This is a genomic window from Rhizobium sp. R634 (assembly GCF_002211305.1).
Classification (GTDB): domain Bacteria; phylum Pseudomonadota; class Alphaproteobacteria; order Rhizobiales; family Rhizobiaceae; genus Rhizobium.
On record NZ_LOKW01000012.1, the window covers coordinates 452,754 to 474,900 of the forward strand.

A 22,147-nucleotide genomic window follows, 5' to 3' on the forward strand; every position below is an offset into this window, starting at 1 on the left:
CGAAGGCCGATGAAACCGGCCCGTCCTCTGACTTAGGCGAAATGGTAGGGCCTCTCAAGCAATTTCGAGCACAAGGTGAAATTGCGTCGGTATATCCGCGGCCGTCAGGCCATTGATCGGGATAGGCGCGTCAGCAGACGCGCGAGAGAGCCGTGCAGGATGAAGAGCAGGAGTGTCAGCGGCCAGACCAGGCAGGCGAGAAGCCCGGCGAGACGATGCAGCGTCAAACCGTCGTGGTTGGCCCAGCCTTCCAACATCGTGACCGCCATGGCGGCCGCGGCCACCAGGCCATAGAGCAGGAAGATTGCGGCTTCAAACACCAGTGATTCCTCAATGCACGTAACATTAACCCTAACGGAAAATTCTTAACGGATGTAAAACCAAGCGTCTTCCCCCAATTGCGGTATGCCGCGAATCTCCTGGCGCGGCGCCGCAGACTTGATGAAGCCAGGACGAGGCACCACATTTTCTTGCGAAACGGAACCGCCCCTCGGCAAAAGGAGCACGTCATGTCCGAAACTGCAACCACCGCCAGGATCCACAAGACCGATGACGAATGGAAGGAGCAGCTCACTCCCGAGCAATATCGCATCACGCGCCAGCACGGCACGGAGCGCGCCTTTACCGGCCCCTACTGGGATTCTTTCGAGACCGGGCTTTACCGCTGCGTCGGTTGCAACGCGCCGCTTTTCCGCTCGGACACGAAATTCGACGCCGGCTGCGGCTGGCCGAGCTATTTCGAAGCGGTGTCGCCCGATGCCGTGACCGAACATCGCGATACGACCTACGGCATGGTGCGCACCGAAATCCGCTGCGGCACCTGTGAAGCCCATCTGGGCCACGTTTTTCCCGACGGCCCGCCGCCGACTGGCCTGCGCTACTGCATCAATGGCCACGCCATGGTGTTCGAGCCCGGGAAGTAAGTCCGCTGCAGCTGTTGCAATAAACCCAGGCCTGCAACTCGACGATACGCCGTTGGCGCGATCACTCTTGCTCGGCCGGGCATGGCCACGTTGCCGGCGCGGCGAGGCCTGACGGCAGTTTGGTCGAGGCATCGCCGCAGGCAAGGTCGATCTGCGCCTGCTCGAGCCCGGTGGCGGCCGAAAGATCCAGACCTTCGATGCGGGTGAGGAACATGAAGGCGCGGTCGAACATCGCCGGGCCTTCGAAGGTGGCGTTGGAGAGATCGGCGCGGGAGAGGTTGGCGAAAGAGAATTTCGTTCCGGTCAGCACCGCCTCGTCGAAATCGGCGCGGCCGAGTTCGGCCTTCTCGAAGCTCGCGCCGGTCAGCTTGGCGCCGGCAAAATTGGCGCGCTGCAACTCGGCCCCGGCAAAGGACGCGCCCTCGGCAACGATCTTGGCAAAGCTGGAGCGGTAGGCCTCGATCTTCGCGAAATTGGCGCCGCCGGCTTGGGCGCCTTCGAGCGAGGCGCGCACCAGCGTCGCCTTCTCGAGATTGGCGGACTTGACGTTGGCGCCGGCGAGATCAGTCAGCGAAAAATCGGTGCCGAAGAGATTGGCGCCTTCAAGGTCGCTGCCTTGCAGCATCAGGTTCTTTTTGGTGCATTCCTGCCAGTCGAGCTTTGGCGAGGCCGTGCTGCCGCAATCGGCGGCACGCGTGGAGATCGGGGCAAAGGCGAGAAAGGCGAAGGCAAGGAGGCCGAGCGGCGATCTGTGCATTGCCATTGATATGTTCACCTCCATGATGCTCTCAGGCCGCATCTGCGAAGCAGGCTGCCTCACTTTTCTACACAGCGCAGAATACAATAAAAAGATGGCGAGCGCCCGTTCGGAATGGATTTGCCGGAGCAACATCTTACCCCGGGCAGGCGGTTCATCCGCGTTGCCCGGGCAGGCGGTTACTCCGCCTTGACCGGCAGGCGAAGCTCCATACAGGTGAGGTCCAGCCAGCGACCGAATTTGGTGCCGACCTCGGAAAATCTACCGGCGACGCGGAAACCGAGCTTTTCGTGAAGCCTGATCGAGGCCGTGTTTTCCGCCTCGATGCCGGCGATCATCACATGGATATTGCCGGCGGCGGCCCGCGCGATCAGCTCCCGCATCAGGCGTTCGCCGATGCCCCCACCCCGGCAGTCCTTGTCGACATAGACGGAATGCTCGACCGTGTGGCGGTAGCCGTCGAAGGCGCGCCAGTCGCCATAGGAGGCATAGCCCGCGACCTTGCCCGACATTTCCGCGACGATGACGGGAAAGGCGCGCGCTTTACGCGCCGCAAACCATTCCAGCCGGTTGTCGAGATCGACCAGCGTATCGTTCCAGATCGCCGTCGTGTGCTCGACGGCGTGATTGTAGATATCGCGGATAGCGGATAGGTCGGCTTCCGTGGCGTCGCGGAGGAGGACGGCGTCTGTCATGATTGCCCGGCTCGTATTGTCTGCGAAGGCGGCATACGCCCCGCCTCGAAAGATGTAAACGTCGGATGTGAAAAACGAGCTCAGAGACCAGGTGCGGGGGAGCTGAAACAGGTGAAGACCGCCGAATAATGCACCGCCGCTGCGGTCACGACAAAGCCATGCCAGATGGCGTTCTGGAAGCGCAGTTTCTCCCAGACATGGAAGACGACGCCGAGGGAATAGATGATGCCGCCGATAACGATCAGCAACATCGAGGCGAAGGGAATGCGCGAAGCCACCGGCTCGGCAACCAGCACGCCGCTCCAGCCCATGGCGAGATAGAGCAGAATGGCGAGACGGTCATAGCGCCCGGGAAAGACGCATTTGACGAAGATGCCGGCGGCGGCGAAGAGCCAGATCGCCACCAGCATGAACATCAGCAGCGGATCGTCCGCCCCGCGTTCGAGGAACGGCGTATAGGTGGCGGCGATCAGGATGAAGATCGCCGAATGATCGAGACGGCGCAGATACCATTTCGTGCGCGAGACAGGCCAGGCATTGTAGGAAAAGGAAATGGCAAGCGTCAGCACCAGCCCGACGCTGTAGATCCAGGCAGCGGCGAGCGCACCTTGGGAGCTCCAGACGGTCGCGTAGAAGATCAGCGCGGTCGCGCCAATGAGCGCCAGCACGAGGCCGACGCAGTGGACGATACCGTCGGCGATCAGTTCATATCTATCGTAAGCCCAGCGAATGCCGTTGAACTCGCCCATGCACGCCCATCCGTCTCACAATTCGATGGAGATCGTCTCATCGAACGGTGAGAGGCGCAACTGCGGCGAACCGCGCGGGCGGTAAATCTTCGTGACAGGCCGCAAGCCGGCGCGCCTTCGACAGCGGGCCGGCATGAAACCGGCGGCAGTCCGAAAAACCAACTGCGCGACATCAAACCTTCTGCCGGTCGACCAGCACCGAGCATTTGGCATGGCGCACGACGCGGTCGGCCGTGGCGCCGATGAAGTAGTTGGAAAAGTCCGGGATGTGCGAAGCGACGATAATGAGGTCGGCGCCCAGGCTTTCGGCGGTCGAGATGATGGCTTTGGCGGGTGGCCCGTTGCGGATCTCGATCGTTGCCGGAATGCCGGTTCGGGCGACCAAGGCTCCCAACTTGTCGCGGCCCTCCTTCATCGCGTCCTCGACGATATTGGCCGGCAGCTCGACCGCGACATAGGTCGGCACGTCCTCGATGACGTTGAGCGTGACGATCTCACCGCCCTCGTCCAGCAGGGACGCCGCCTTGCGCAGGATTAATTCACCCTTGTCGATGCCGCCGAGCGCGATCGCTACTATGATTTTCCTATACATGCTGCCCTCCATGACGATGCATGCGTAAGTTCCTTGAAAGAAGATATGAGCGCATTGACCGCGATCAAGTGGACGCAAGAGATCGTCAACGTCTGCTCAACGCTTCATCCTCAAAAACAGATCTTCTGTGAACAATCGGAATCCGCCATATAGCGATCAAGTACAGCAGCCGAGAGGACATCAGAGGCGATGAACCGGCGAAACTTTCTCGGACTTGCCACAGGCGGCATCCTTGGCGCCACCGTCGGTACACCTTCCCTTTCAAGGGCCAATTCAGAGGCAGGAGAACAATCCGTGACAACCGAAACTTCCTATGCGCTGACGCGGCCCGCCTATATCGACCGTTCGCATCTCATCGTCACCGATCTCGGTCTCGTTTCCGGCTTCTATCAATCGATGCTCGGTCTGAAGGTTATCGAGAAGACGGCAAGCGGCGAAGTGCTGGGTGCGGGCGATCTGCCATTGCTGACGCTGACGACAGCCAGCAATGCCCGCGTCGCGCCGCGCAATGCCGCCGGCCTTTTCCACACCGCCTTCCTGATGCCCGACCGCACCGAACTGGCGCGCTGGCTGCGCCATGCCGCTCACAACAATGTCGTGCTCGACGGCGCTTCGGACCACCTGGTCAGCGAGGCGATCTATCTCTCCGATCCCGAAGGCAACGGCATCGAGATCTATGCCGACAGGCCGCACGAGCAATGGAAGTTCCAGCCGGACGGCATGGTGCAGATGGCGACGCAGCGACTCGACCTGCAGGCGCTCTATGACAGCTCCCCCGAAGACCGCTGGGGCGGGATGGCTGACGGGACGGCGATCGGCCACCTGCATCTACAGGTCGGCGACATCCCCCAGGCCGACGCCTTTTACCGCGACGTGCTCGGCCTCAAGCTGATGGCGCGTTATCCCGGCGCCAGCTTCTTCGCGAGCGGCGGCTACCATCACCATCTCGGCGCCAATATCTGGAACAGCCGGGGCGCTGCCGCGCGCGCCGAGAATATGACCGGGCTCTCCGACTATACGATCCGTTTTAACGACGCCGAAACGCTGAGCACGGCCGTCGCCAAGCTCGACGACCTCGAAATCAAGAGCGAGAAGCGCGACGGCGGCGTCTTTCTGAAGGATCCGTGGGGCATCGGCCTGACGCTTTCGGCGTAATTTTCCGCCGGGCGATGCGCGCGAAACCGCCCTGGTGACGCCTTATCGGACGGTCTCTTCCAAGTCGCTAGGTCCCAAGGGAACCGGAACCGCGCCAGTGCGTTTCCGTCGCGAAGCAATGGGGCTTCGGGGACCTCCTCCGCATGGGCATCGCCAACGGCATTCGCAAACAAGCAAAGAAGATCGTGATCGGCGAACGCCGCACCAGCGCCTGGGCGCAAACGCTGCGGGAAGCGGCGGAAGAGCTGCCGCCTCCGCCGCTCCATCGGCTGGAGAAGGACGGGCTCGATATCAGCATGGCCTGGGCGATCATCGGCATCTTCGCCATACTCGGCCTCGCCGCCGTCTATATGATGTCGCTGATCCTCATCCCCATCACGCTTGCCGTCGTCGTCGGTATGATCCTTGGCATGGTTGCGGAAAATCTGAGCAAGATGGGCGTGCCGCGGCTGGCCAATGCCGTCCTCCTGTCGAGTGCCGTGGCGCTGGTGATCTTCCTGCTGGTCAACTCGCTCGCCGACCCGCTGATGGTGCTTGTCAACGAGGCTCCGGCTTTCATCGAGCGAAGCATCAACCGCATCATGCCCTATCTCGAACGCATCGAGTGGCTGCATATCACGCCGGCGACATTCGAAAGCGGGCCGATGTCGATCGGCGCGCTGCTCGAAAACACCGGTAACGTGCTGCACGTGGTGACAACAAACCTGACGCCGGCGCTGGTCCAGGGGCTGATTTTCTTCGCAGCCCTGCTGCTCTTCCTCGCCAGCCGAGTGAACCTGCGCAAGACGGTCATCATGACCTTCCGCACCCGCACGCAGCGTCTGGCTGCGATCCGCGTCATCAATGCGGTCGAGCAGGTGCTCGGCTTCTATTTTGCCACGGCCTCGCTGATCTATGTCGGGCTCGGCGTCGTCATGACAGTCATCGCCTATGCGGGTGGGCTGGCCGCACCGGTGCTCTGGGGCTTCTTCGCCTTCGTGTCGAGCTTCATCCCCTATCTCGGCATCACGCTGATGACGCTTTCTGTCGCGATCGCCGGCATCCTGACGCATGACGGCCTCGTCGTCGGCCTGATGCCGGCAGTTGCCTTCTTCACCGTGCATCTCGTCATGGAGAACCTGATCTTCCCGGCGGTGATGGGACGGCGGCTGGAAATCAATCCCTTCATCGTCTTCCTCGCCATCCTGTTCTGGACGTGGATGTGGGGCGCGGTCGGCGCGATGCTGGCGCTGCCGCTTTCGCTGATCGTCATGACTGTTATCGAGGAATTGCTGATCGAGGAAAAACCGCAGCCGCAATTGCCGAAATAGACAGAACGGGAGACGCTCGTGGCATCCGATCTCGACCTTGGCGAATCCGATCACGGCCAGATGACAAGCGGCCGTTCGCTCTGGGGGAAAAGCGGCATAAGACCCGCGTGGCAGCCGATCGAGCAGAGCTTCTCCACAGATGTCATCGTCATCGGCGGCGGCATTACCGGCGCGCTGGTTGCGGAACATCTCACGGCGCGCGGCTTTTCCGCGGCGATCGTCGACAGGGAAGAGCCGGGCTTCGGAAGCACCGCAGCCAGCACGGCCATGCTCCAATGGGAAATCGACAGCACGCTCGGCGAGCTTGAAGCCTATTACGGTTTCGAGCGCGCCGCCGGCATCTATCGCCGCAGCGCCGCCTCGGTCGCCGGCCTGTCCAAGCTGATCGCGGCAAACGGCATTGCCTGCGGCTTCCGGCCGCGCAACACGCTCTACCTCGCCGCCAATCGCGAAGGCGCGCGCGATCTCATGGAGGAGCGGCAGCTTCGTCGCCGGGCCGGCCTGCCCGGCGTCTATCTGGAACATCCGGATCTCTTCACCCAATTCGAGCTCGACCGGGACGGCGCGATCTATTCGCCGGGTTCGGCCGAGGCCGACCCTCTGCTGCTGACCTGGGTATTGATCGCGATGGCCGTCCGGCGCGGCGCGCGGCTGGTCAGCGCTTCCGTGACTGCGCTTCATGTCGAAGGCAATCACGTGTCGGCGGAGATGGCCAATGGCCGGGTCGCCGAGGCCCGGCATGCGGTGCTGGCGACGGGCTATTCGATGCCTGGCATCGACATGCCGAAATTGCACCGGACGACTTCCAGCTGGGCGCTTGCAACCGTGATCCAGAATCCGGCGCAGTTGTGGCGTGACAGGGCGCTGATCTGGGAAGCCAGCCACCCCTATCTCTACATGCGCACGACACCGGACAATCGCATCGTTGTCGGCGGCGAGGACGATGAGACGATCGATGCCGAAGCGCGTGACCGGAAGCTGCCGGCGAAAACAGCCACGATCCTGGAAAAGATGAAACGCCTATGGCCGAAGGCGGATACGCGTGTCGCCCATGCCTGGTGCGGCACCTTCGGCGAGACCGTTGACGGCCTACCGCTTATCGGCCCGGTGCCCGGCATGCCGCATGTGCTCGCCGCCTATGGCTATGGCGGCAACGGCATCACGTTTTCCTATCTGGCAGCGCAGATGATCGGCGCGATGATCGCCGGGATCCATCGCGACTGGTTCGAGGATTTCGCGCTCGATCGGGAAGGACCGGGGGTGCGGAACTTTAGAGAGGATGTGCTGCGGGCTGGCGAGGAGTTGAGGTAAGCCGTCGCATTGGCTGTCGTGCCGTAAACGGCACGTCATACAAACTACTCCGTCGTCTTTTCATCGCCCGTATCCTCGACGTCCTCCAGGCGCACGAATTCGACACCCTTGGCCTTCAGATCGACCAGCGCCTTCGCCACCCCCTCGCCCGCCGCATGGGTCGGCTGGTTGATGTGGGAGATGACGACATCGCCGTCCTTGGCGGAGGCGATGCGCTTTTCGGTGATAACCGCCCCCAGCAGCGAGCCGCCGTCACCATTCACCGAATAACCGGCGATGCGATAGCCCATGGCACGGATCTCGCCGATGGCGGAGAGATCATATTTGGCGGTCGAGCCGCGAAACCAATGGGGCGCCGGGATGCCGGCCGCGACCATGGCGGCGGCACCGCCTTCGACCTCCTGCCTGACCGCCTGCGGCGAACCGGCCGAGGCGATGCCATAGATCAGCGCCGGCGTGTCGACGGCCGGGATATGGTTCTCGCCGTGGTTTTCGAGCTCGAAGAGATCCGGATGCTGCAGGAATACGGCAACCGCGGCGGGATTGCGCTTCAGCCAGCGGGCGGTGACGAAGATCGTCGCCGGAATGCGCTCCCGCACCAGGGTGGAAAGGATGCGCTCGTCCGCCTGCCCCATGCAGGCGTCGAAGGTCAACGCGATACGCGCATGGCCGGCAACGTTGGAGCGGGCGATATGGAGATGCGGTTCGACGAGCTTTGGTGTCTTTGGAGTCGGAGCGACGGCGGCCATGGGCGGCACTGCCGATGCTGACGGCGCGTCAGTCGCGAATGCGTTGACGGTGACGGTCAAAAGGAGCGCCGAAGCGAGCAGGATGCGTTTCATCTCGCGCGAATTCTATGTTTCGATCCGTGGATTCTACCGATGGCGGTCGTCCGGCGCCATGTGGCCGGATGTCACCGCAACTGCGCAGACAAAGGCATCAATCATAGAGATAATACTTGTCCCACTTCTCGCGTGGCACCTTTTCGCCGATCTGATAGTCGAGCTGGCGCACGTTGATGTGCTGCGGGCCGGTGATGCAGGTGTAGGAGAGATGATACCAATCGCCCTTGCTGCGGAAGACGGCGCCCGGCGCCTTCAGCGAGTTGTCGCCCGGGATCGGATCCTTGAATGTATAGGCGATGACCTTGTCGGGCTTGAAGCCGGTGCTGTCGCTGTTGATGCGGCTCATTGCCTCGGTATCGCAGCTCTGCTCCAGGCGGGTCGAGGGGTCGAGTTTTTCCAGCTGCTTCTTGATGGCGGGATCGACGGCAAAGGCGGGGGCAGCGAGGCCGGCGAGGGATACAAACAGGAGCAGACGTTTCGGCATGTCGAAGAAAATCCCTTACTGCTATGCAATCTTCACTCTGCCGCCGGCAGCTTGCCGGAGGCTTGGCAACGTGCAAATTCGCGGAGATAGCGGACTTTCTTAAACATTGTGGTGACATCAAGGCAGCGCGGACACAGCCGCCTCCTTGTCTGTGGAAGGTCATCTCGGCCTTTGGCGCAGCCTTGCCGCTTGATCCGGCGTCGGCGCGCCTCTATCTCTTCCTATCCCGACCTATCGACCCGGAGCCATTCCTTGTCCGTCTTCAAGAGCCTGCCGACACCGCCCGCCGCACCGAAAAAGCCGATCTCCAATACGCGCCATGGCATTACCCGAACGGACGACTATGCCTGGCTGCGCGCCGACAATTGGCAGGCGATGTTCAAGGATCCGTCGATCCTCGATCCGGAGATCCGCCGGCATCTCGAAGCCGAAAACACCTATATGAACGCGGCGATGGAGGATACCAAGCCGCTGCAGAAGGTGCTGTTTGCCGAGATGCGCGGCCGCATCAAAGAAGACGACAGTTCCGTGCCGATGAAGGACGGCGCCTACGCCTACGGCACATTTTATGTGACCGGCGGCGAACAGCCGCGTTACTTTCGCATTCCGCGCGACGGCAACGTCGCCGACGAGACGATCCGCAGCGTGCTGCTCGACGGCGACAAGGAGGCATCCGGCAAGGCCTATTTCCGTCTCGCCGGCCTCGATCACACGACCGACCACAGCCGCGGCATCTGGGGCTACGACGACAAGGGATCGGAATTCTTCACGCTGAAGGTGCGCGACCTCTCGACCGGGGAAGACCTCGATGACCGGATCGAGAATACCGGTGGTGGTGGCGTCTGGGCGCCCGACGGCAAGAGCTTCTTCTATTCGGCGCTCGACGAGAACCACCGGCCCTCGAAGGTGTTTCATCATATTCTCGGCCAGCCGCAGTCCGAAGACCGGCTGGTCTATGAGGAGGAGGATGCCGGCTTCTTCATGGGCGTCGGCGGCTCATTGCTCGACGATTTCATCTACATCGACATTCACGACCATGAGACGAGCGAATACCGGCTGCTGTCGACCAAGGACCTCACCGCCGAGCCGAAACTGGTGGCACAGCGCGAGGAAGGCATCGAATATTCGCTGACCGAGGGCGGCGACGTCTTCTACATCCTCACCAATGACGGCGGCGCCAAGGATTTCAAGATCATGGAAACGCCGGTTGACAGACCGGGCAAGGAAAACTGGCGCGAAGTCGTGCCGCACAAGCCGGGCACGCTTATTATCAGCCACATGGCCTATGCCCGCCATCTCCTATGGCTGGAGCGCAAGGACGGGCTGCCGCGGATCATGATCCGCGACCGACGGACCGGCGAGGAACATGCGATCGCCTTTGCCGAGGAAGCCTATTCGCTCGGGCTTTCGGGCGCGGCGGAATATGACACGGATGTCATCCGCTTTTCCTATTCCTCGATGACGACGCCGTCGCAGCTCTATGACTACAACATGGTGACGCGTGAACGCACTCTGCTGAAGACCCAGGAGGTGCCGTCGGGCCACAATCCCGACGACTACGTCACCCGCCGCGTTTTCGCCCCGGCATGGGACGGCGAGACGGTGCCGGTCACCCTGCTCTATCGCAAGGATACACCGCTCGACGGCTCGGCACCCTGCCTGCTTTACGGCTACGGCGCCTACGGCATCACCATTCCGGCCGGCTTCAATACCAACTGCCTGTCTCTTGCCGACCGCGGCTTCGTCTATGCCATCGCCCATATCCGCGGCGGCAAGGACAAGGGCTTCGCCTGGTACGAAGACGGCAAGATGGAGAAGAAGACAAATACCTTCAGTGACTTCATCGCCGCGGCCGACTATCTGAATCAACAGAAGTTCACCTCTTACGCGAAGATCATCGCCGAGGGCGGATCGGCTGGCGGCATGCTGATGGGCGCCGTGGCCAACATGGCGCCGGAAAAATTCGCCGGCCTCATCGCCGCCGTTCCCTTCGTCGATGTGCTGAACACCATGCTCGACGACACGCTGCCGCTGACCCCGCCGGAATGGCCGGAATGGGGCAACCCGATCGAAAGCAAGGAAGAATACGAGCAGATCGCCTCCTACTCGCCCTATGACAATGTCGGCGCCAAGGCCTACCCGCCGATCCTGGCGCTCGGCGGCTTGACCGACCCGCGGGTCACCTATTGGGAACCCGCCAAATGGGTGGCGAAGCTGCGCGACAAGACGACCGGCAGCGCTCCGATCCTGCTCAAGACGAACATGGACGCCGGCCACGGCGGCGCCTCCGGCCGCTTCCAGCGGCTGGAGGAAATCGCGTTCGAATATGCATTCGCGATCAAGGTGGCGGGGAAGATGTGAAATCTTTAGGGGAGGCCATACGGCACACCCCTAAGAGAGAGAAAAATGCCCGTCTACATCGCCCTCCTCCGCGCCGTGAACGTCGGCGGCACCGGTTCGCTGCCGATGGCCGAGCTGAAGACGATCTGCGAAGGCCTCGGCTTTACGGATGTGAAGACCTACATCCAGAGCGGCAACGTGCTTTTCCGCGCGGATGAATCCGAAAAAGCGGTCGAGGAGAAGCTCGACGAAGCACTCGGGCAAAAGATGGGCAAGCGGCCGGGCGTGATGGTAAGGACCTGCAAGGAACTCAGCGACATCGTCGCCAGCGCCCCCTTCCCCGACGCCAAGCCGAACTTCCTGCTCGTCTACTTTCTGCCCGAAAAGGCGCCCGGCGATGCGCTGGAGAAGATGGTGGCGCCCGACGGCGAGGAAGCGAAGCTCGCCGGGCGGGAAATCTATGTGCACTATCCCAATGGCTCCGGCCGGTCGAAGCTGAAGCTGCCGGCGCTGAAGCCCGGAACGTCCCGCAACCTCAACACCGTGCGCAAGCTCGCCGAAATGGCGGCCGACATCGAGGCCGGCTAAGGCTGGCCGCCAGCGGCGGCGCCAAAGACCTGGTGTTGTCTGACGACGGCAAGCGGCTGTTCGACAGCCGGCAGAAAGAGCAGGCGCACGAAAGTCCGCAGCATCAGCACCTGCTCGGCCAGCGTGTTCGGTTCCTTCAGCGTCTTCGACAGGACGATGCCGCCTTCGAGGACCGAGGAAACCATATCGGCGAGCTGATCGACATCGACAGGTTCGCGCGGCGGATAGACTTCCATGATTTCTCTCAGCATGCGGCCGAAGCGGCGACGCCAGGCAAGCACCGCATTCCGGTTGGTCTCCTGTATCTCCCGGTCGAACAGCCGCTCATAATAGCAGACGGTCGCCACGAGGCAGCCGGGATGGCCGTTGGGCAGGTCGGAGAGAAGTTCGGAAAGCAGCTTCAGGCCGAGCAGGAAGGATTGCAGCGGATCGTCCATGAGGTCGCGCGCGCGGCTGAATATCTCGTCATAAATGCGCTCGTCGTTTTCGATGTAGCGATTGAGCAGCGCCTTGGCGAGCTCGTTCTTATCCTTGAAGTGATAGAAGAAACCGCTCTTGGTGATGCCGGTCTCGGCGATCAGCTCCTCGATGGAGGTGCCGCCGAAACCCTTCTGCAATACCGCCGCTTCGGCCACATCGAGAATGCGGGTCCGCGTTTCCTCTCCCTTTCGCATCTCCCCCTCCTGTACCGGCGGTACAGTTTCGAACGCCGAAGGTTCGCACCCGCTTGGGCTCGCGGAGCATCGGCTGATGCCAAGCGATTGATTTCAATCCGCTAAAATCGAAACTTCCGCCAGTATACCGCAAGTCGCCTAGTTTGGCAGCCGATTAAGCGGCAGAACATTACTCATCGACGGCCGCCATTTCAGGCGCCGGGAGAGACCACAACAATGGCAAAGTACAGACATGATTTGCCGCAACTCAAAGGCGACACCTTCCTGACCGATGGTGGCATGGAAACGACGATGATCTTCCAGGAAGGGATCGCGCTTCCGCATTTCGCCGCTTTCGTATTGCTGGCTTCCGAAGACGGCCGGAACCGCACGCGGAATTACTATCGCCGCTATCTCGATATCGCACGGCGGCACGGCACGGGCTTCGTGCTCGACACGGCCACATGGCGGGCCAATCCCGATTGGGGGCGAAAGCTCGGTTACACCAGCGAAGCGCTGAAGGCGGCAAACGAAGAAGCCGTCGAATTGCTGGCCGGCTTGCGCAGCAGCTATGAGCAGCCGGGGCAGCCGATCGTCATCAGCGGCGCGATCGGCCCGCGCGGCGACGGCTACAAGGCGGGCATGATGAGCGCCAACGAAGCGGAGGATTACCACGCCTTCCAGATCGAGGCCTTCGCCGGCACCGAAGCGGATATGGTGAGCGCCTTCACGCTGACGAATATCGACGAGGCGATCGGCGTGGCGCGCGCGGCGAAGTCGTTCGCCATGCCCTGCGCCATCTCCTTCACGCTGGAGACGGACGGCAGGCTGGTGACGGGTCGCAGCATTCAGGACGCCATCGAGACGACCGACATGGCAACCGGCGGAGCACCGGTCTACTACATGATCAACTGCGCGCATCCGACGCATTTCGAGACGGCACTCGATCATGGCAGCCCATGGGTGAAGCGCATTTCCGGCATCCGCGCCAATGCCTCGACCATGAGCCACGAGCAGCTCGATAACAGCGAGACGCTCGATGCCGGCGATCCCGAAGATCTCGGACGGCGATACCGCAAGCTTCTCGATCGCATGCCCGAACTGCGGGTGCTCGGCGGCTGCTGCGGCACCGACCATCGCCACGTCGCGGCGATCTGCGAGGCGTGCCTGCCGCAGGTGGCATGAGCCCAAAAGGGAGGACGGGACGATGACGATAGTGGGGGCGATGGCGCGCCGGCGAGGCTGGCGCGGTCTGTGGCTTGCGATCACGGGGCAGCGCGGACGCGCCGAGCCCGAGGCGATGGTGGAGGTCGCGTTGCGGGATATCGATCTTGCGGCCTTCGGCGGGCCGGCCGCCTACGGGCTCGAGGCCGACCGGCATGAGGGCAGGCGATTGCGACGCAAGCCGCCGCGGGGGCCTGTCGGCTTCTGACGAGAGGAAGGGCGGCGTCAGCCTTCGGCGGCGGCGCCTTTCGTCCGTTTGGCCTTGTAGCCGCTGATCTCCTCGCCGGCGGTCGGCGAGAAGCGCAGGTTCCAGACGGTCGCGGTGATCGAAATGATGGTGACGACGGCAAAGGCGGCGGAGAAATCGTCGAGCGACGGCGTTTGCGCACCTGACAAGGCCATGGAGCCGTGCAGCGCCAAGGCCCCGATGCAGATGCCGAGCGACAGCATGAGCTGCTGGAAGGTCGTGTAGAAGCTCGTCGCCGAGCTCATCCCCTCCTTGTCGATCTCGTCATAGGCGATGGTGTTGTAGGCCGTGAACTGGAACGACAGGAAGAAGGCGCTGAGCACCAGGACTACGAAGATGAGCGGCATCGGCCAGTCCGGCCGGAAGGCGGCGCAGAGGCCATAACCGGCGGTGCCGAGAATGCCGTTGAGGACCAGGCTGCGGCGGAAACCCAATCTGCTGAAGACGAATTTCGCCATCGGCTTCATGGCGAGAGCGCCAAGCGCGGTTGCGATGACGATCTGGCCGGCCGCGGCGGCCGACAGCCCGAAGCCGATCTGGAAGAGCAGAGGCAGCAGGAAGGGCTGCGCGCCCTGGGTGATGCGCGTCAGCGAACCGGCGATGACCGAGGTGCCGAAGCTCGGCACCTTCATCAGCGAGAAATCCATGATCGGCGACGGGTGCTTTCGGGCATGTCTGAGGTAGCCGATACCGAAGATCAGGCCGAGAGCGATGAGGAAGATCGAGAAGGCGGCCTCGCCTTCATGGCTCGACATTTCGAAGCCGAAGAGCAGAGAACCGAGCGAGATGCCCGACAGGATGAAGCCGATCGTATCGAACGGGCCGCTCGCCTTGCCCTTCACCTCTTCGATATAGATCGAGACGAAGATCATGCCGATGATGCCGATCGGCACGTTGATGTAGAAGATCCAGCGCCAGTCGAGATAGGTCACGATGAAGCCGCCGAGCGGCGGCCCGATGATGGGACCGATCAAGGCCGGCACGAGCAGCCAGGACATGGCGCTGACCATATCCTTGCGGGCGACGCTGCGCATCAGCACGAGGCGCCCGACCGGCATCATCATCGCGCCGCCCAAGCCCTGAAGCAGCCGCGCCAGCACCAGGAACGACAGCGTCGGCGCGAGCGCACAGAGGACGGAGCCGGCGACGAAGACCGCGATGGCCGCGCGGAAAACGGTTCGCGAGCCGAAACTGTCGGCCATCCGGCCGCTTGCCGGAATGAAGATCGCAAGACTGAGGAGATAGGAGGTCAGCGCGATCGACATCGCCGGGGCGCTGACCCCGAAATCGCGCGCCATGGTGGGCAGCGCGGTCGCCAGCACTGTGGCGTCGATGTTTTCCATCAGCATCGCGCTCGCGATAATCATCGCGATCACCCGGAAATTGGGCGCGGCGCGCCGAACCATCGGCGCCTGGTAAATCTGATCCGACATCGTCCGGGATCACTCGCGGTGGCGCGGCGGAGCACAGAAGGCAGCAAGGCCGCGGGGATGACATGGCGCAAGGCCAAAGGGAGACGATCTGCTATACGCCTGCGATCGTGGCGGCGCTATGTCCTTTATGGCAAAGCAGCTTTGACGAGAGGGAAAGGCAGATCACGATTCCTTGCATCGGCCCGATCTTCGTGAAGGTTTCCCCTCGGGCAGAACCGGCTTGCACCGCAGCCACCCCGGCCCTACCTATGAACCATGACCTCCGCCCTTGAGAAAAACCGGCCCGGCGCGGCCTTTCCGTTCGACAACAGCTATGCCGGCCTGCCCCAGCGCTTCTTTGCGCCGCAAACGCCGACGCCGGTTACCGAACCCTGGCTGATCAAGCTCAATGAGCCGCTCGCGGAAGAGCTCGGGCTCAACGTCGAAGCATTGCGCCGCGACGGGGCGGCGATCTTCTCCGGCAATCTCATTCCCGAAGGAGCCGAGCCGCTGGCCATGGCTTATGCGGGGCACCAGTTCGGCGGCTTTTCGCCGGTGCTCGGCGACGGGCGAGCGATCCTGCTCGGCGAGGTCGTCGACCGCAACGGCAGGCGCTACGATATTCAGCTGAAGGGCGCCGGGCAGACGCCGTTTTCCCGCCGCGGCGATGGGCGGGCAGCGCTCGGGCCGGTGCTGCGGGAATATATCATCAGCGAGGCAATGTTTGCGCTCGGTATTCCGGCAACGCGGGCTCTGGCGGCCGTGACGACGGGCGAGCCGGTCTATCGCGAAGAGGTCCTGCCGGGCGCCGTCTTCACCCGCGTGGCGGCAAGCCATATCAGGGTCGGCACCTTCCAGTTCTTTGCGGCACGAGGCGATACCGACGGCGTGCGCGCTCTGGCCGACTATGTGATCGATCGGCATTATCCAGAACTGAAGGAAGCGGAAAACCCCTATCTCGCGCTGTTCGAAGCCGTCTCGGAGCGTCAGGCGGCGTTGATTGCCCGCTGGCTGCATGTCGGCTTCATCCATGGCGTCATGAACACCGACAATATGACCGTCTCCGGCGAGACGATCGATTTCGGCCCCTGCGCCTTCATGGACACCTACAATCCCGCCACCGTCTTCTCGTCGATCGACCAGCATGGGCGCTATGCCTATGCCAATCAGCCCGCAATCGGCCAATGGAACCTCGCAAGGCTCGGCGAAACGCTGCTGGCGCTGATCGATGCCGACCAGGGCGGCGCGGTCGATAAGGCGAATGCCGTGATCCGTGCCTATGGCGAGCGGTTTCAGGCGCATTGGCTGAAGGGTATGCGCGCAAAGATCGGGCTTGCCGGCGAAGAGGACGGCGATCTCGAACTGGTGCAGGCGCTGCTGGCACTGATGCAGGCGCAAGCAGCGGATTTCACGCTGACCTTCCGACGGCTGTCGGATCTCGCGGGTGATGACGCCGCTGAACCCGCGTTTGCGGCAAGCTTCCGGGAGCCGGAAACCTCCGGCGAATGGCTGGCGCGGTGGCGGGAGAGGCTGTCACGCGACCCGCAAACGGCGACTGAGCGCGCCGCCGCGATGCGCAGCGTCAATCCGGCCTTCATCCCGCGCAATCACCGGGTCGAACAGGCGATCGAGGCTGCGGTCGAAAGCGGCGATTTCTCGCTGTTCGAGGCGCTGCTCAAAGTCCTCGCCAAGCCGTATGACGACCAGCCGGATTTCGCCGCCTATGGCGAACCGCCAAAACCGCACGAACGGGTGCTTGCGACCTTCTGCGGGACGTGAGTCGCTCCAATACAACCGTACCGTGACATCCGCCTGCGGCAAATGCAGCCGTTGAAAGGCATTTCTCTCGCGCTATCTGGCTGATCGGCGGTGCTTTTCCGCCGATCCCTCACCCCGGCTAAACCTTTCGGGAGACAGCCATATGGCGATCGTCATCACCTCGATCTTCTTCATCATCATCGGGCTCACGCTCGGTGGCGGCGGGCTCTGGCTCGTCACGCTCGGCGGCAGCTTCTTTTATCTGTTCGCAGGCCTGATGTTCCTCATCACTGCCGGACTGCTGCTGATGCGCAAGGCGGTGGCGCTGTGGGTCTATGCGGTGCTCGTGGTCGCAGCGCTTGCCTGGGCGGTGTGGGAGGTCGGTTTCGACTGGTGGCAGCTTGGTCCGCGCGGCGGTGTGATCATTCTGCTCGGGATCTGGCTGCTGACACCATGGATCCGCCGGCCCCTCGGCTTTCGCAGCCCGACGGGCATCACCTATGGCGCCAATCCCTGGCCGCTCGCCCTGCCCGTGATCCTCGCCATCCTCGTCGCTCTCTATTCGATGACGACAGACCCCCACGATCTTGCCGGCGAACTGCCGAAGGATCAGGTCGCGACCAATCCCGGCTTCGGCGGCAGCGTGCCCGATGGCGAATGGCATCAGTATGGCCGCACGCCCTTTGGTCAACGCTATTCGCCGCTCGACCAGATCAACGTCGGTAACGTCTCAACCCTCAAGGAGGCGTGGCGATACCAGACCGGCGACGTCAAGCGGCCGGAGGATATCAGCGAGACCACTTATCAGGTGACGCCGCTCAAGGTGAAGGACACGCTCTATCTCTGCACGCCGCACAACTGGGCCATCGCGCTCGATGCCAAGACCGGCAAGGAGAAATGGAAATATGATTCCAATTCCGGGATGAACCCCAACCGGCAGCACCAGACCTGCCGCGGGGTCACCTACTATGCCGATCCTGCGGCCACACCCGGCCAGCCCTGCGCCGAGCGCATCTATCTGCCGACCTCCGACGCCCGGCTGATCGCCCTCGATGCGGCGGACGGGAAGGTCTGCACCGGCTTTGCCGACCAAGGGGTGCTGCATCTCGAAGCCGGCATGCGCTACAATCCGGCCGGCTATTATTATTCCACCTCGCCGCCGGTCGCGGTGGCCGGCAAGATCGTCATCGGCGGGGCGGTGAACGACAATTATTCGACTGAGGAGCAGTCCGGCGTCATACGCGCCTTCGATATCAATAGCGGCGCGCTGATCTGGAACTGGGATTCCGGCAATCCTGATGTGACGACGCCGCTTGCCGAGGGCCAAACCTATACGACCAACTCGCCGAACAGCTGGTCGGTCCTCAGCGTCGACGAGAGCCTCGGCATGGTCTACATCCCGCTCGGCAACCAGGTGCCCGACCAGCTCGGGATCAACCGCAGCGAAAATGTCGAGAAGTTCTCGTCCTCGATCGTCGCGCTCGATATCGCCACCGGTCAGCTGCGCTGGGTGCGCCAGACAGTGCATCACGATCTCTGGGACATGGACGTTCCGGCCCAGCCGGCGCTCATCGACCTGACGAAGCAGGACGGCACCGTCGTCCCCGCCCTCGTCGGCCCGACCAAGCAGGGCGATATTTATGTGCTTGACCGGCGCACCGGCGAGCCGATCATTCCGGTCAAGGAAATCGCAGCACCCGGCGGAGCGATCTCCGGCGATCATACTTCGCCGACGCAGCCGATCTCGGATCTGACCTTCTCGCCCGAGCCGCTCAAGGAGAAGGACATGTGGGGCGTGTCGCTGTTCGATCAGCTCGCCTGCCGCATCGATTTCCATCGTTACCGTTACGAGGGCCGCTACACGCCGCCTTCGCTTGAAGGGACCATCGTCTTTCCCGGCAATTTCGGCACCTTCAACTGGGGCAGCGTCGCGGTCGATCCGGAGCGGCAGATCATGTTCGGCATGCCGACCTACCTCGCCTTCACCTCCCGCCTGGTGCCCGCCGCCGAGATCCCGCCCAAGGGCCAGGACGAGAAGGGCAGCGAACAGGGGCTCAACCGCAATGACGGCGCACCCTACGGCGTCTTCATGGGGCCGTTCCTCGGGCTGCTCAAGATCCCCTGCCAGGCGCCGCCATGGGGCTATGTCGCCGGCGTCGACCTGCGCACCGGCAAGATCGCCTATATGCACAAGAACGGCACCGTGCGCGACATGACGCCATTGCCCCTGCCCTTCAAAGTCGGCGTGCCCGGCATCGGCGGGCCGATGCTGACCAAGGGCGGCGTCGCCTTCCTCGGAGCCGCGGTCGATAATTACCTGCGCGCTTACGATGTGACGAATGGCCGGCAGCTCTGGGAAGCACGGCTTCCCGCCGGCGGCCAGGCGACGCCGATGACCTATACGACCGATGACAACAAGCAATATGTCGTCATGGTCGCCGGCGGCCACGGGTCGGTCGGCACGAAGCCCGGCGATTATGTGATCGCCTATACGCTTCCTTGAAAGGCATCCCACAAGTTCTAGGCAGGGTTGCCGCGCCATGATCTCCCCGTTTTCGGGGAGATTTTTCATGGAAATCAGCAGCAGTCTTCGCAACTATTACGGAGTGGGCGGTCTTTTCGATCAGCCGGCCAAATCCAGGAATCAGCAGACCACCGAATTCGCCTCGACGGCGCGGGGTGGCGGACCGGCGCTCGAACCGAGCAGCACGCCGCCGTCGATCGCCAATACCATCTGGGCCCTTCAAAGCAGCGAAGGCCCTTACATCAATCCGCCTTCGGACGAAGAAGCGGCAGCGAAGGCTGCTCACGACTCACTGGTCGACGAATTCTCCAAATGGGGCAACATGACGCCGGCGGAATATATCCGCGCCCGCTATCTCGAGCAGCACGATCTCACCGAAGCCGATCTCGCCGCAATGCCCGCCGATCAGCGCGCTGCGATCGAGAAAGAAATCGCCGAGCAGATCAAGCGCGAGATGGCAGGTGTCGAAGATGACGGCACCGAGACGGCAGAGGACGTTCCCGCGACCTGATCGGGAGAAACCGAACTTCACATGCGGCGGAAGGCTCTCTCCGCCGCATTTTTTGTATTCAAACCATCTCGACAATCATCCGCCCAACCTCGGCGAAGATCGGATTGAGATCCTTCGCCGGCACGGTCGCTTCGGTGATATAGACGGCGGCGACGATCGGGCCGCGGTCGGGCGGCCAGATGACGGCGATATCGCCGAGCGAGCCGTTCTGGCCAGTGCCGGTCTTGTCGCCGACTTTCCAATCCTGAGGCAGACCGGCCCTGAGCCGCTCCTTGCCTGTGGTGCTTGCCACCAGCCAGGCGATCAACCTGCTGCAGGAGGTTTCCGTGAGGACCGAGCCGAGCGTCAGATTGCCGAGCGTGTCGAGCATGGCATCCGGTGTCGTCGTATCGCGTGGGTCGCCTTTCCTGCCCTCGTTCAAAGTGGGCTCGGTGCGGTCGAGACGCGTCGTGCCGTCACCGATCGAGCGCAGCCAGTCGGTCAAACCAGGCGGTCCGCCGAAGCTTTCGAGGAGCAGGTTGCCGGCCGTGTTGTCGCTGACCGTCACGGCTGCCTCGCAGAGTTCGGCGATCGTCATGCCGTCCGCGCCTGCATGTTTTTCGCTGATCGGAGAATAGTCGACGAGCTTCTCCTTGCCGTAGCTCACTCTCCGATCAAGGCTCTCATCGCCCTTGTCGACGCGGGCAAGGACAAAGCCCGCGGCCAGCGCCTTGAAGGTGCTGCACATCGGAAAGGCCTCGCTGCCGCGATAGCCGAAGGTGATGCTCGTCTGGGTGTCGAGGACCGATACGCCGAGGCGGCCGCCGGTGCGCTTCTCCAGCGCGGCAAGGCGGCGCTCGACGTTGTCGTCACCCTCCCCGCTCGTTTCCTGAGCCCTGACGGGAAGGGCAAGCGCAGGCAGGCAAAAGGCCGAGCCGATCAGCATGCGGCGAGTAAGGTTGAGATCCATGAAATCCTCCGGCGGTGAGGCGGACAGAGCTAAGGCGCGATTGCGGCGGGATCTCGTCCACACGGGATCATATCATCCGGACGCGGCAAGCCCGTCGTCCGCCGCACCTCTTATGCGGCGCGCGTGACCTCGACCGTCACATGCGACAATTCTTCAAGCGCCGACAGCCTGCCCTTGTAGAAGGCCGGGTCGCGCGGCTGCGAGGTGACGACCGCGACGATGGCGGCATGATGGCCGGGGCCGACCTGCCAGACATGCAGATCGGTAATCCGGTCATGCTCCGTCTCGATCGCCTCCCGGATTTCTCCCGGAAGAGTCTCCCCTTCGGGCATGACGTCGAGAAGGACGCCGCCCGAAGCTTTCATCAGGCTCCAGGACCAATTGGCGATCACCAAACCGCCGACGATTCCCATGAGGGGATCGAGCCACAGCCAGCCATAGAGGCTCCCAAGCGTCAGTGCCGCGATAGCGAAGACGGAGGTCAAAGCATCGGCGATGACGTGCAGGTAGGCGGCGCGGATATTGTTGTCGCCGGTCTTTCCGTGGTGCTCGTGGCTGTGGCCGTGGTGATCGTGGCCGCTATGAGCGTGATGGTGGTGGCCTTGGTGATGCGCATGATGACCACGGGCGTGGCCACCGCCGCCGAGCAGCCAGGCGCTGGCAAGATTGACGGCAAGGCCGATGACCGCCACGGCGATCGCCTGGGCAAAACCGATCGGCACGGGATTTGTCAGGCGGAGCACGCTTTCCCAGGCCATCAACAAGGCAATCAACGCCAGAACGATGGCGCTGGCGAAGCCGGCGAGATCGCCGAGTTTGCCGGTGCCGAAGGTGAAACGCGGATTGCGCGCCTGCTTCCGGGCGAAGAGATAGGCGAGCGCCGAAATCAACAGCGCGCTGGCATGGGTCGACATATGCCAGCCGTCGGCGACGAGCGCCATGGAGCCGTAGACGGTGCCGGCGGCAATTTCGGCCACCATCATCGCAGCCGTCAGGGCGATCACCAGCCAGATACGCCGCTCGTTCGCCGCGTGATCGGCGCCGAGGAAAACATGATCATGTTCCAGGGCTTCCATTCCAGCCTTCTCGATCCCGGCACTCATTGCAGGCTCCTTCTACG

The 22,147-nt window shown here is 62.8% G+C and carries 22 protein-coding genes; 11 read left to right on the plus strand and 11 right to left on the minus strand.

Going from position 1 to position 22,147, the window contains the following annotated elements:
• Nucleotides 1-104: 104 nt before the first annotated feature.
• Complete coding sequence (locus ATY77_RS16340) at nucleotides 105-320, minus strand: hypothetical protein (RefSeq protein ID WP_088688128.1); 216 nt, start codon at nucleotides 318-320, stop codon at nucleotides 105-107.
• Between the two features lie 189 nt (nucleotides 321-509).
• On the opposite strand from ATY77_RS16340, the gene msrB reads away from it, so the two are divergent.
• Nucleotides 510-923 (plus strand): peptide-methionine (R)-S-oxide reductase MsrB, encoded by a 414-nt coding sequence (gene msrB / locus ATY77_RS16345; RefSeq protein WP_088688129.1) that lies wholly within the window; start codon nucleotides 510-512, stop codon nucleotides 921-923.
• A gap of 61 nt (nucleotides 924-984) precedes the next feature.
• Here msrB and ATY77_RS16350 read toward each other — a convergent pair whose 3' ends face one another.
• From ATY77_RS16350 to ATY77_RS16365, 4 genes are all read right to left on the minus strand, one after another.
• Nucleotides 985-1,686 (minus strand): pentapeptide repeat-containing protein, encoded by a 702-nt coding sequence (locus ATY77_RS16350; RefSeq protein ID WP_088688245.1) that lies wholly within the window; start codon nucleotides 1,684-1,686, stop codon nucleotides 985-987.
• Nucleotides 1,687-1,859: 173 nt separating this feature from the next.
• On the minus strand, nucleotides 1,860-2,375 hold the full coding sequence (locus tag ATY77_RS16355) for a GNAT family N-acetyltransferase (protein WP_088688130.1): 516 nt from the start codon (nucleotides 2,373-2,375) through the stop codon (nucleotides 1,860-1,862).
• A gap of 80 nt (nucleotides 2,376-2,455) precedes the next feature.
• The gene (locus ATY77_RS16360; protein WP_088688131.1) at nucleotides 2,456-3,124 is read right to left on the minus strand and encodes a hemolysin III family protein; all 669 of its coding nucleotides are present in this window, start codon (nucleotides 3,122-3,124) and stop codon (nucleotides 2,456-2,458) included.
• A gap of 172 nt (nucleotides 3,125-3,296) precedes the next feature.
• Nucleotides 3,297-3,716 (minus strand): universal stress protein, encoded by a 420-nt coding sequence (locus ATY77_RS16365; protein ID WP_088674459.1) that lies wholly within the window; start codon nucleotides 3,714-3,716, stop codon nucleotides 3,297-3,299.
• Nucleotides 3,717-4,010: 294 nt separating this feature from the next.
• Here ATY77_RS16365 and ATY77_RS16370 point away from each other — a divergent pair, with 294 nt between their 5' ends.
• From ATY77_RS16370 to ATY77_RS16380, 3 genes are all read left to right on the plus strand, one after another.
• Nucleotides 4,011-4,871, plus strand: coding sequence for a VOC family protein (locus tag ATY77_RS16370; protein ID WP_088688132.1), 861 nt, complete (start codon nucleotides 4,011-4,013; stop codon nucleotides 4,869-4,871).
• A gap of 143 nt (nucleotides 4,872-5,014) precedes the next feature.
• Nucleotides 5,015-6,181 carry an AI-2E family transporter gene (locus ATY77_RS16375; protein WP_088688133.1) on the plus strand — a complete coding sequence of 389 codons (1,167 nt, stop codon included), beginning with the start codon at nucleotides 5,015-5,017 and terminating at the stop codon, nucleotides 6,179-6,181.
• An 18-nt stretch (nucleotides 6,182-6,199) separates the two neighbouring features.
• Nucleotides 6,200-7,492: an FAD-dependent oxidoreductase gene (locus ATY77_RS16380; RefSeq protein WP_088688134.1), complete on the plus strand. Its 1,293-nt coding sequence runs from the start codon at nucleotides 6,200-6,202 to the stop codon at nucleotides 7,490-7,492.
• A 44-nt stretch (nucleotides 7,493-7,536) separates the two neighbouring features.
• Here the strand turns inward: ATY77_RS16380 and ATY77_RS16385 are convergent, their stop codons facing one another.
• Nucleotides 7,537-8,334 carry a polysaccharide deacetylase family protein gene (locus tag ATY77_RS16385; protein WP_088688135.1) on the minus strand — a complete coding sequence of 266 codons (798 nt, stop codon included), beginning with the start codon at nucleotides 8,332-8,334 and terminating at the stop codon, nucleotides 7,537-7,539.
• 97 nt (nucleotides 8,335-8,431) lie between these two features.
• Nucleotides 8,432-8,821, minus strand: coding sequence for a DUF930 domain-containing protein (locus tag ATY77_RS16390; protein WP_088674454.1), 390 nt, complete (start codon nucleotides 8,819-8,821; stop codon nucleotides 8,432-8,434).
• Nucleotides 8,822-9,073: 252 nt separating this feature from the next.
• On the opposite strand from ATY77_RS16390, the gene ATY77_RS16395 reads away from it, so the two are divergent.
• Both ATY77_RS16395 and ATY77_RS16400 read left to right on the plus strand, forming a co-directional pair.
• On the plus strand, nucleotides 9,074-11,182 hold the full coding sequence (locus ATY77_RS16395) for a S9 family peptidase (protein WP_088688136.1): 2,109 nt from the start codon (nucleotides 9,074-9,076) through the stop codon (nucleotides 11,180-11,182).
• A gap of 45 nt (nucleotides 11,183-11,227) precedes the next feature.
• Nucleotides 11,228-11,749 (plus strand): DUF1697 domain-containing protein, encoded by a 522-nt coding sequence (locus tag ATY77_RS16400; RefSeq protein WP_088688137.1) that lies wholly within the window; start codon nucleotides 11,228-11,230, stop codon nucleotides 11,747-11,749.
• Here ATY77_RS16400 and ATY77_RS16405 read toward each other — a convergent pair.
• Entirely contained in the window at nucleotides 11,746-12,423 is a 678-nt protein-coding gene (locus ATY77_RS16405) for a TetR/AcrR family transcriptional regulator (RefSeq protein WP_088688138.1), read from the minus strand. The two genes, ATY77_RS16400 and ATY77_RS16405, sit on opposite strands and share 4 nt — an antisense overlap.
• Before the next feature lie 216 nt (nucleotides 12,424-12,639).
• Here ATY77_RS16405 and ATY77_RS16410 point away from each other — a divergent pair, with 216 nt between their 5' ends.
• A complete protein-coding gene (locus ATY77_RS16410; RefSeq protein WP_088688139.1) occupies nucleotides 12,640-13,587 on the plus strand; it encodes a homocysteine S-methyltransferase family protein in 948 nt (315 codons plus the stop codon).
• Between the two features lie 22 nt (nucleotides 13,588-13,609).
• On the plus strand, nucleotides 13,610-13,834 hold the full coding sequence (locus tag ATY77_RS16415; protein ID WP_088688140.1) for a hypothetical protein: 225 nt from the start codon (nucleotides 13,610-13,612) through the stop codon (nucleotides 13,832-13,834).
• A 17-nt stretch (nucleotides 13,835-13,851) separates the two neighbouring features.
• On the opposite strand, the gene ATY77_RS16420 is transcribed toward ATY77_RS16415, so the two are convergent.
• Nucleotides 13,852-15,306, minus strand: coding sequence for an MFS transporter (locus tag ATY77_RS16420; protein ID WP_088688141.1), 1,455 nt, complete (start codon nucleotides 15,304-15,306; stop codon nucleotides 13,852-13,854).
• Nucleotides 15,307-15,561: 255 nt separating this feature from the next.
• Here ATY77_RS16420 and ATY77_RS16425 point away from each other — a divergent pair, with 255 nt between their 5' ends.
• From ATY77_RS16425 to ATY77_RS16435, 3 genes are all read left to right on the plus strand, one after another.
• Nucleotides 15,562-17,064: a protein adenylyltransferase SelO gene (locus ATY77_RS16425; RefSeq protein WP_088688142.1), complete on the plus strand. Its 1,503-nt coding sequence runs from the start codon at nucleotides 15,562-15,564 to the stop codon at nucleotides 17,062-17,064.
• A 142-nt stretch (nucleotides 17,065-17,206) separates the two neighbouring features.
• On the plus strand, nucleotides 17,207-19,546 hold the full coding sequence (locus tag ATY77_RS16430; protein WP_088688143.1) for a glucose/quinate/shikimate family membrane-bound PQQ-dependent dehydrogenase: 2,340 nt from the start codon (nucleotides 17,207-17,209) through the stop codon (nucleotides 19,544-19,546).
• Nucleotides 19,547-19,613: 67 nt separating this feature from the next.
• Nucleotides 19,614-20,078, plus strand: coding sequence for a hypothetical protein (locus tag ATY77_RS16435; RefSeq protein ID WP_088674446.1), 465 nt, complete (start codon nucleotides 19,614-19,616; stop codon nucleotides 20,076-20,078).
• 58 nt (nucleotides 20,079-20,136) lie between these two features.
• On the opposite strand, the gene bla is transcribed toward ATY77_RS16435, so the two are convergent.
• Complete coding sequence (bla, locus tag ATY77_RS16440) at nucleotides 20,137-21,027, minus strand: class A beta-lactamase (protein WP_088688144.1); 891 nt, start codon at nucleotides 21,025-21,027, stop codon at nucleotides 20,137-20,139.
• Between the two features lie 110 nt (nucleotides 21,028-21,137).
• On the minus strand, nucleotides 21,138-22,130 hold the full coding sequence (gene dmeF / locus ATY77_RS16445) for a CDF family Co(II)/Ni(II) efflux transporter DmeF (RefSeq protein ID WP_088688145.1): 993 nt from the start codon (nucleotides 22,128-22,130) through the stop codon (nucleotides 21,138-21,140).
• Nucleotides 22,131-22,147 lie beyond the last annotated feature (17 nt).

Coding starts and splice junctions, on each gene's coding strand:
- bla (WP_088688144.1), bottom strand. CDS start 21,027: ATGGATCTCAACCTTACTCGCCGCATGCTGATCGGCTCGGCCTTTTGC.
- ATY77_RS16360 (WP_088688131.1), bottom strand. CDS start 3,124: ATGGGCGAGTTCAACGGCATTCGCTGGGCTTACGATAGATATGAACTG.
- ATY77_RS16425 (WP_088688142.1), top strand. CDS start 15,562: ATGACCTCCGCCCTTGAGAAAAACCGGCCCGGCGCGGCCTTTCCGTTC.
- msrB (WP_088688129.1), top strand. CDS start 510: ATGTCCGAAACTGCAACCACCGCCAGGATCCACAAGACCGATGACGAA.
- ATY77_RS16365 (WP_088674459.1), bottom strand. CDS start 3,716: ATGTATAGGAAAATCATAGTAGCGATCGCGCTCGGCGGCATCGACAAG.
- ATY77_RS16375 (WP_088688133.1), top strand. CDS start 5,015: ATGGGCATCGCCAACGGCATTCGCAAACAAGCAAAGAAGATCGTGATC.
- ATY77_RS16435 (WP_088674446.1), top strand. CDS start 19,614: ATGGAAATCAGCAGCAGTCTTCGCAACTATTACGGAGTGGGCGGTCTT.
- ATY77_RS16400 (WP_088688137.1), top strand. CDS start 11,228: ATGCCCGTCTACATCGCCCTCCTCCGCGCCGTGAACGTCGGCGGCACC.
- dmeF (WP_088688145.1), bottom strand. CDS start 22,130: ATGAGTGCCGGGATCGAGAAGGCTGGAATGGAAGCCCTGGAACATGAT.
- ATY77_RS16385 (WP_088688135.1), bottom strand. CDS start 8,334: ATGAAACGCATCCTGCTCGCTTCGGCGCTCCTTTTGACCGTCACCGTC.
- ATY77_RS16410 (WP_088688139.1), top strand. CDS start 12,640: ATGGCAAAGTACAGACATGATTTGCCGCAACTCAAAGGCGACACCTTC.
- ATY77_RS16405 (WP_088688138.1), bottom strand. CDS start 12,423: ATGCGAAAGGGAGAGGAAACGCGGACCCGCATTCTCGATGTGGCCGAA.
- ATY77_RS16390 (WP_088674454.1), bottom strand. CDS start 8,821: ATGCCGAAACGTCTGCTCCTGTTTGTATCCCTCGCCGGCCTCGCTGCC.
- ATY77_RS16355 (WP_088688130.1), bottom strand. CDS start 2,375: ATGACAGACGCCGTCCTCCTCCGCGACGCCACGGAAGCCGACCTATCC.
- ATY77_RS16415 (WP_088688140.1), top strand. CDS start 13,610: ATGACGATAGTGGGGGCGATGGCGCGCCGGCGAGGCTGGCGCGGTCTG.
- ATY77_RS16420 (WP_088688141.1), bottom strand. CDS start 15,306: ATGTCGGATCAGATTTACCAGGCGCCGATGGTTCGGCGCGCCGCGCCC.
- ATY77_RS16430 (WP_088688143.1), top strand. CDS start 17,207: ATGGCGATCGTCATCACCTCGATCTTCTTCATCATCATCGGGCTCACG.
- ATY77_RS16350 (WP_088688245.1), bottom strand. CDS start 1,686: ATGGCAATGCACAGATCGCCGCTCGGCCTCCTTGCCTTCGCCTTTCTC.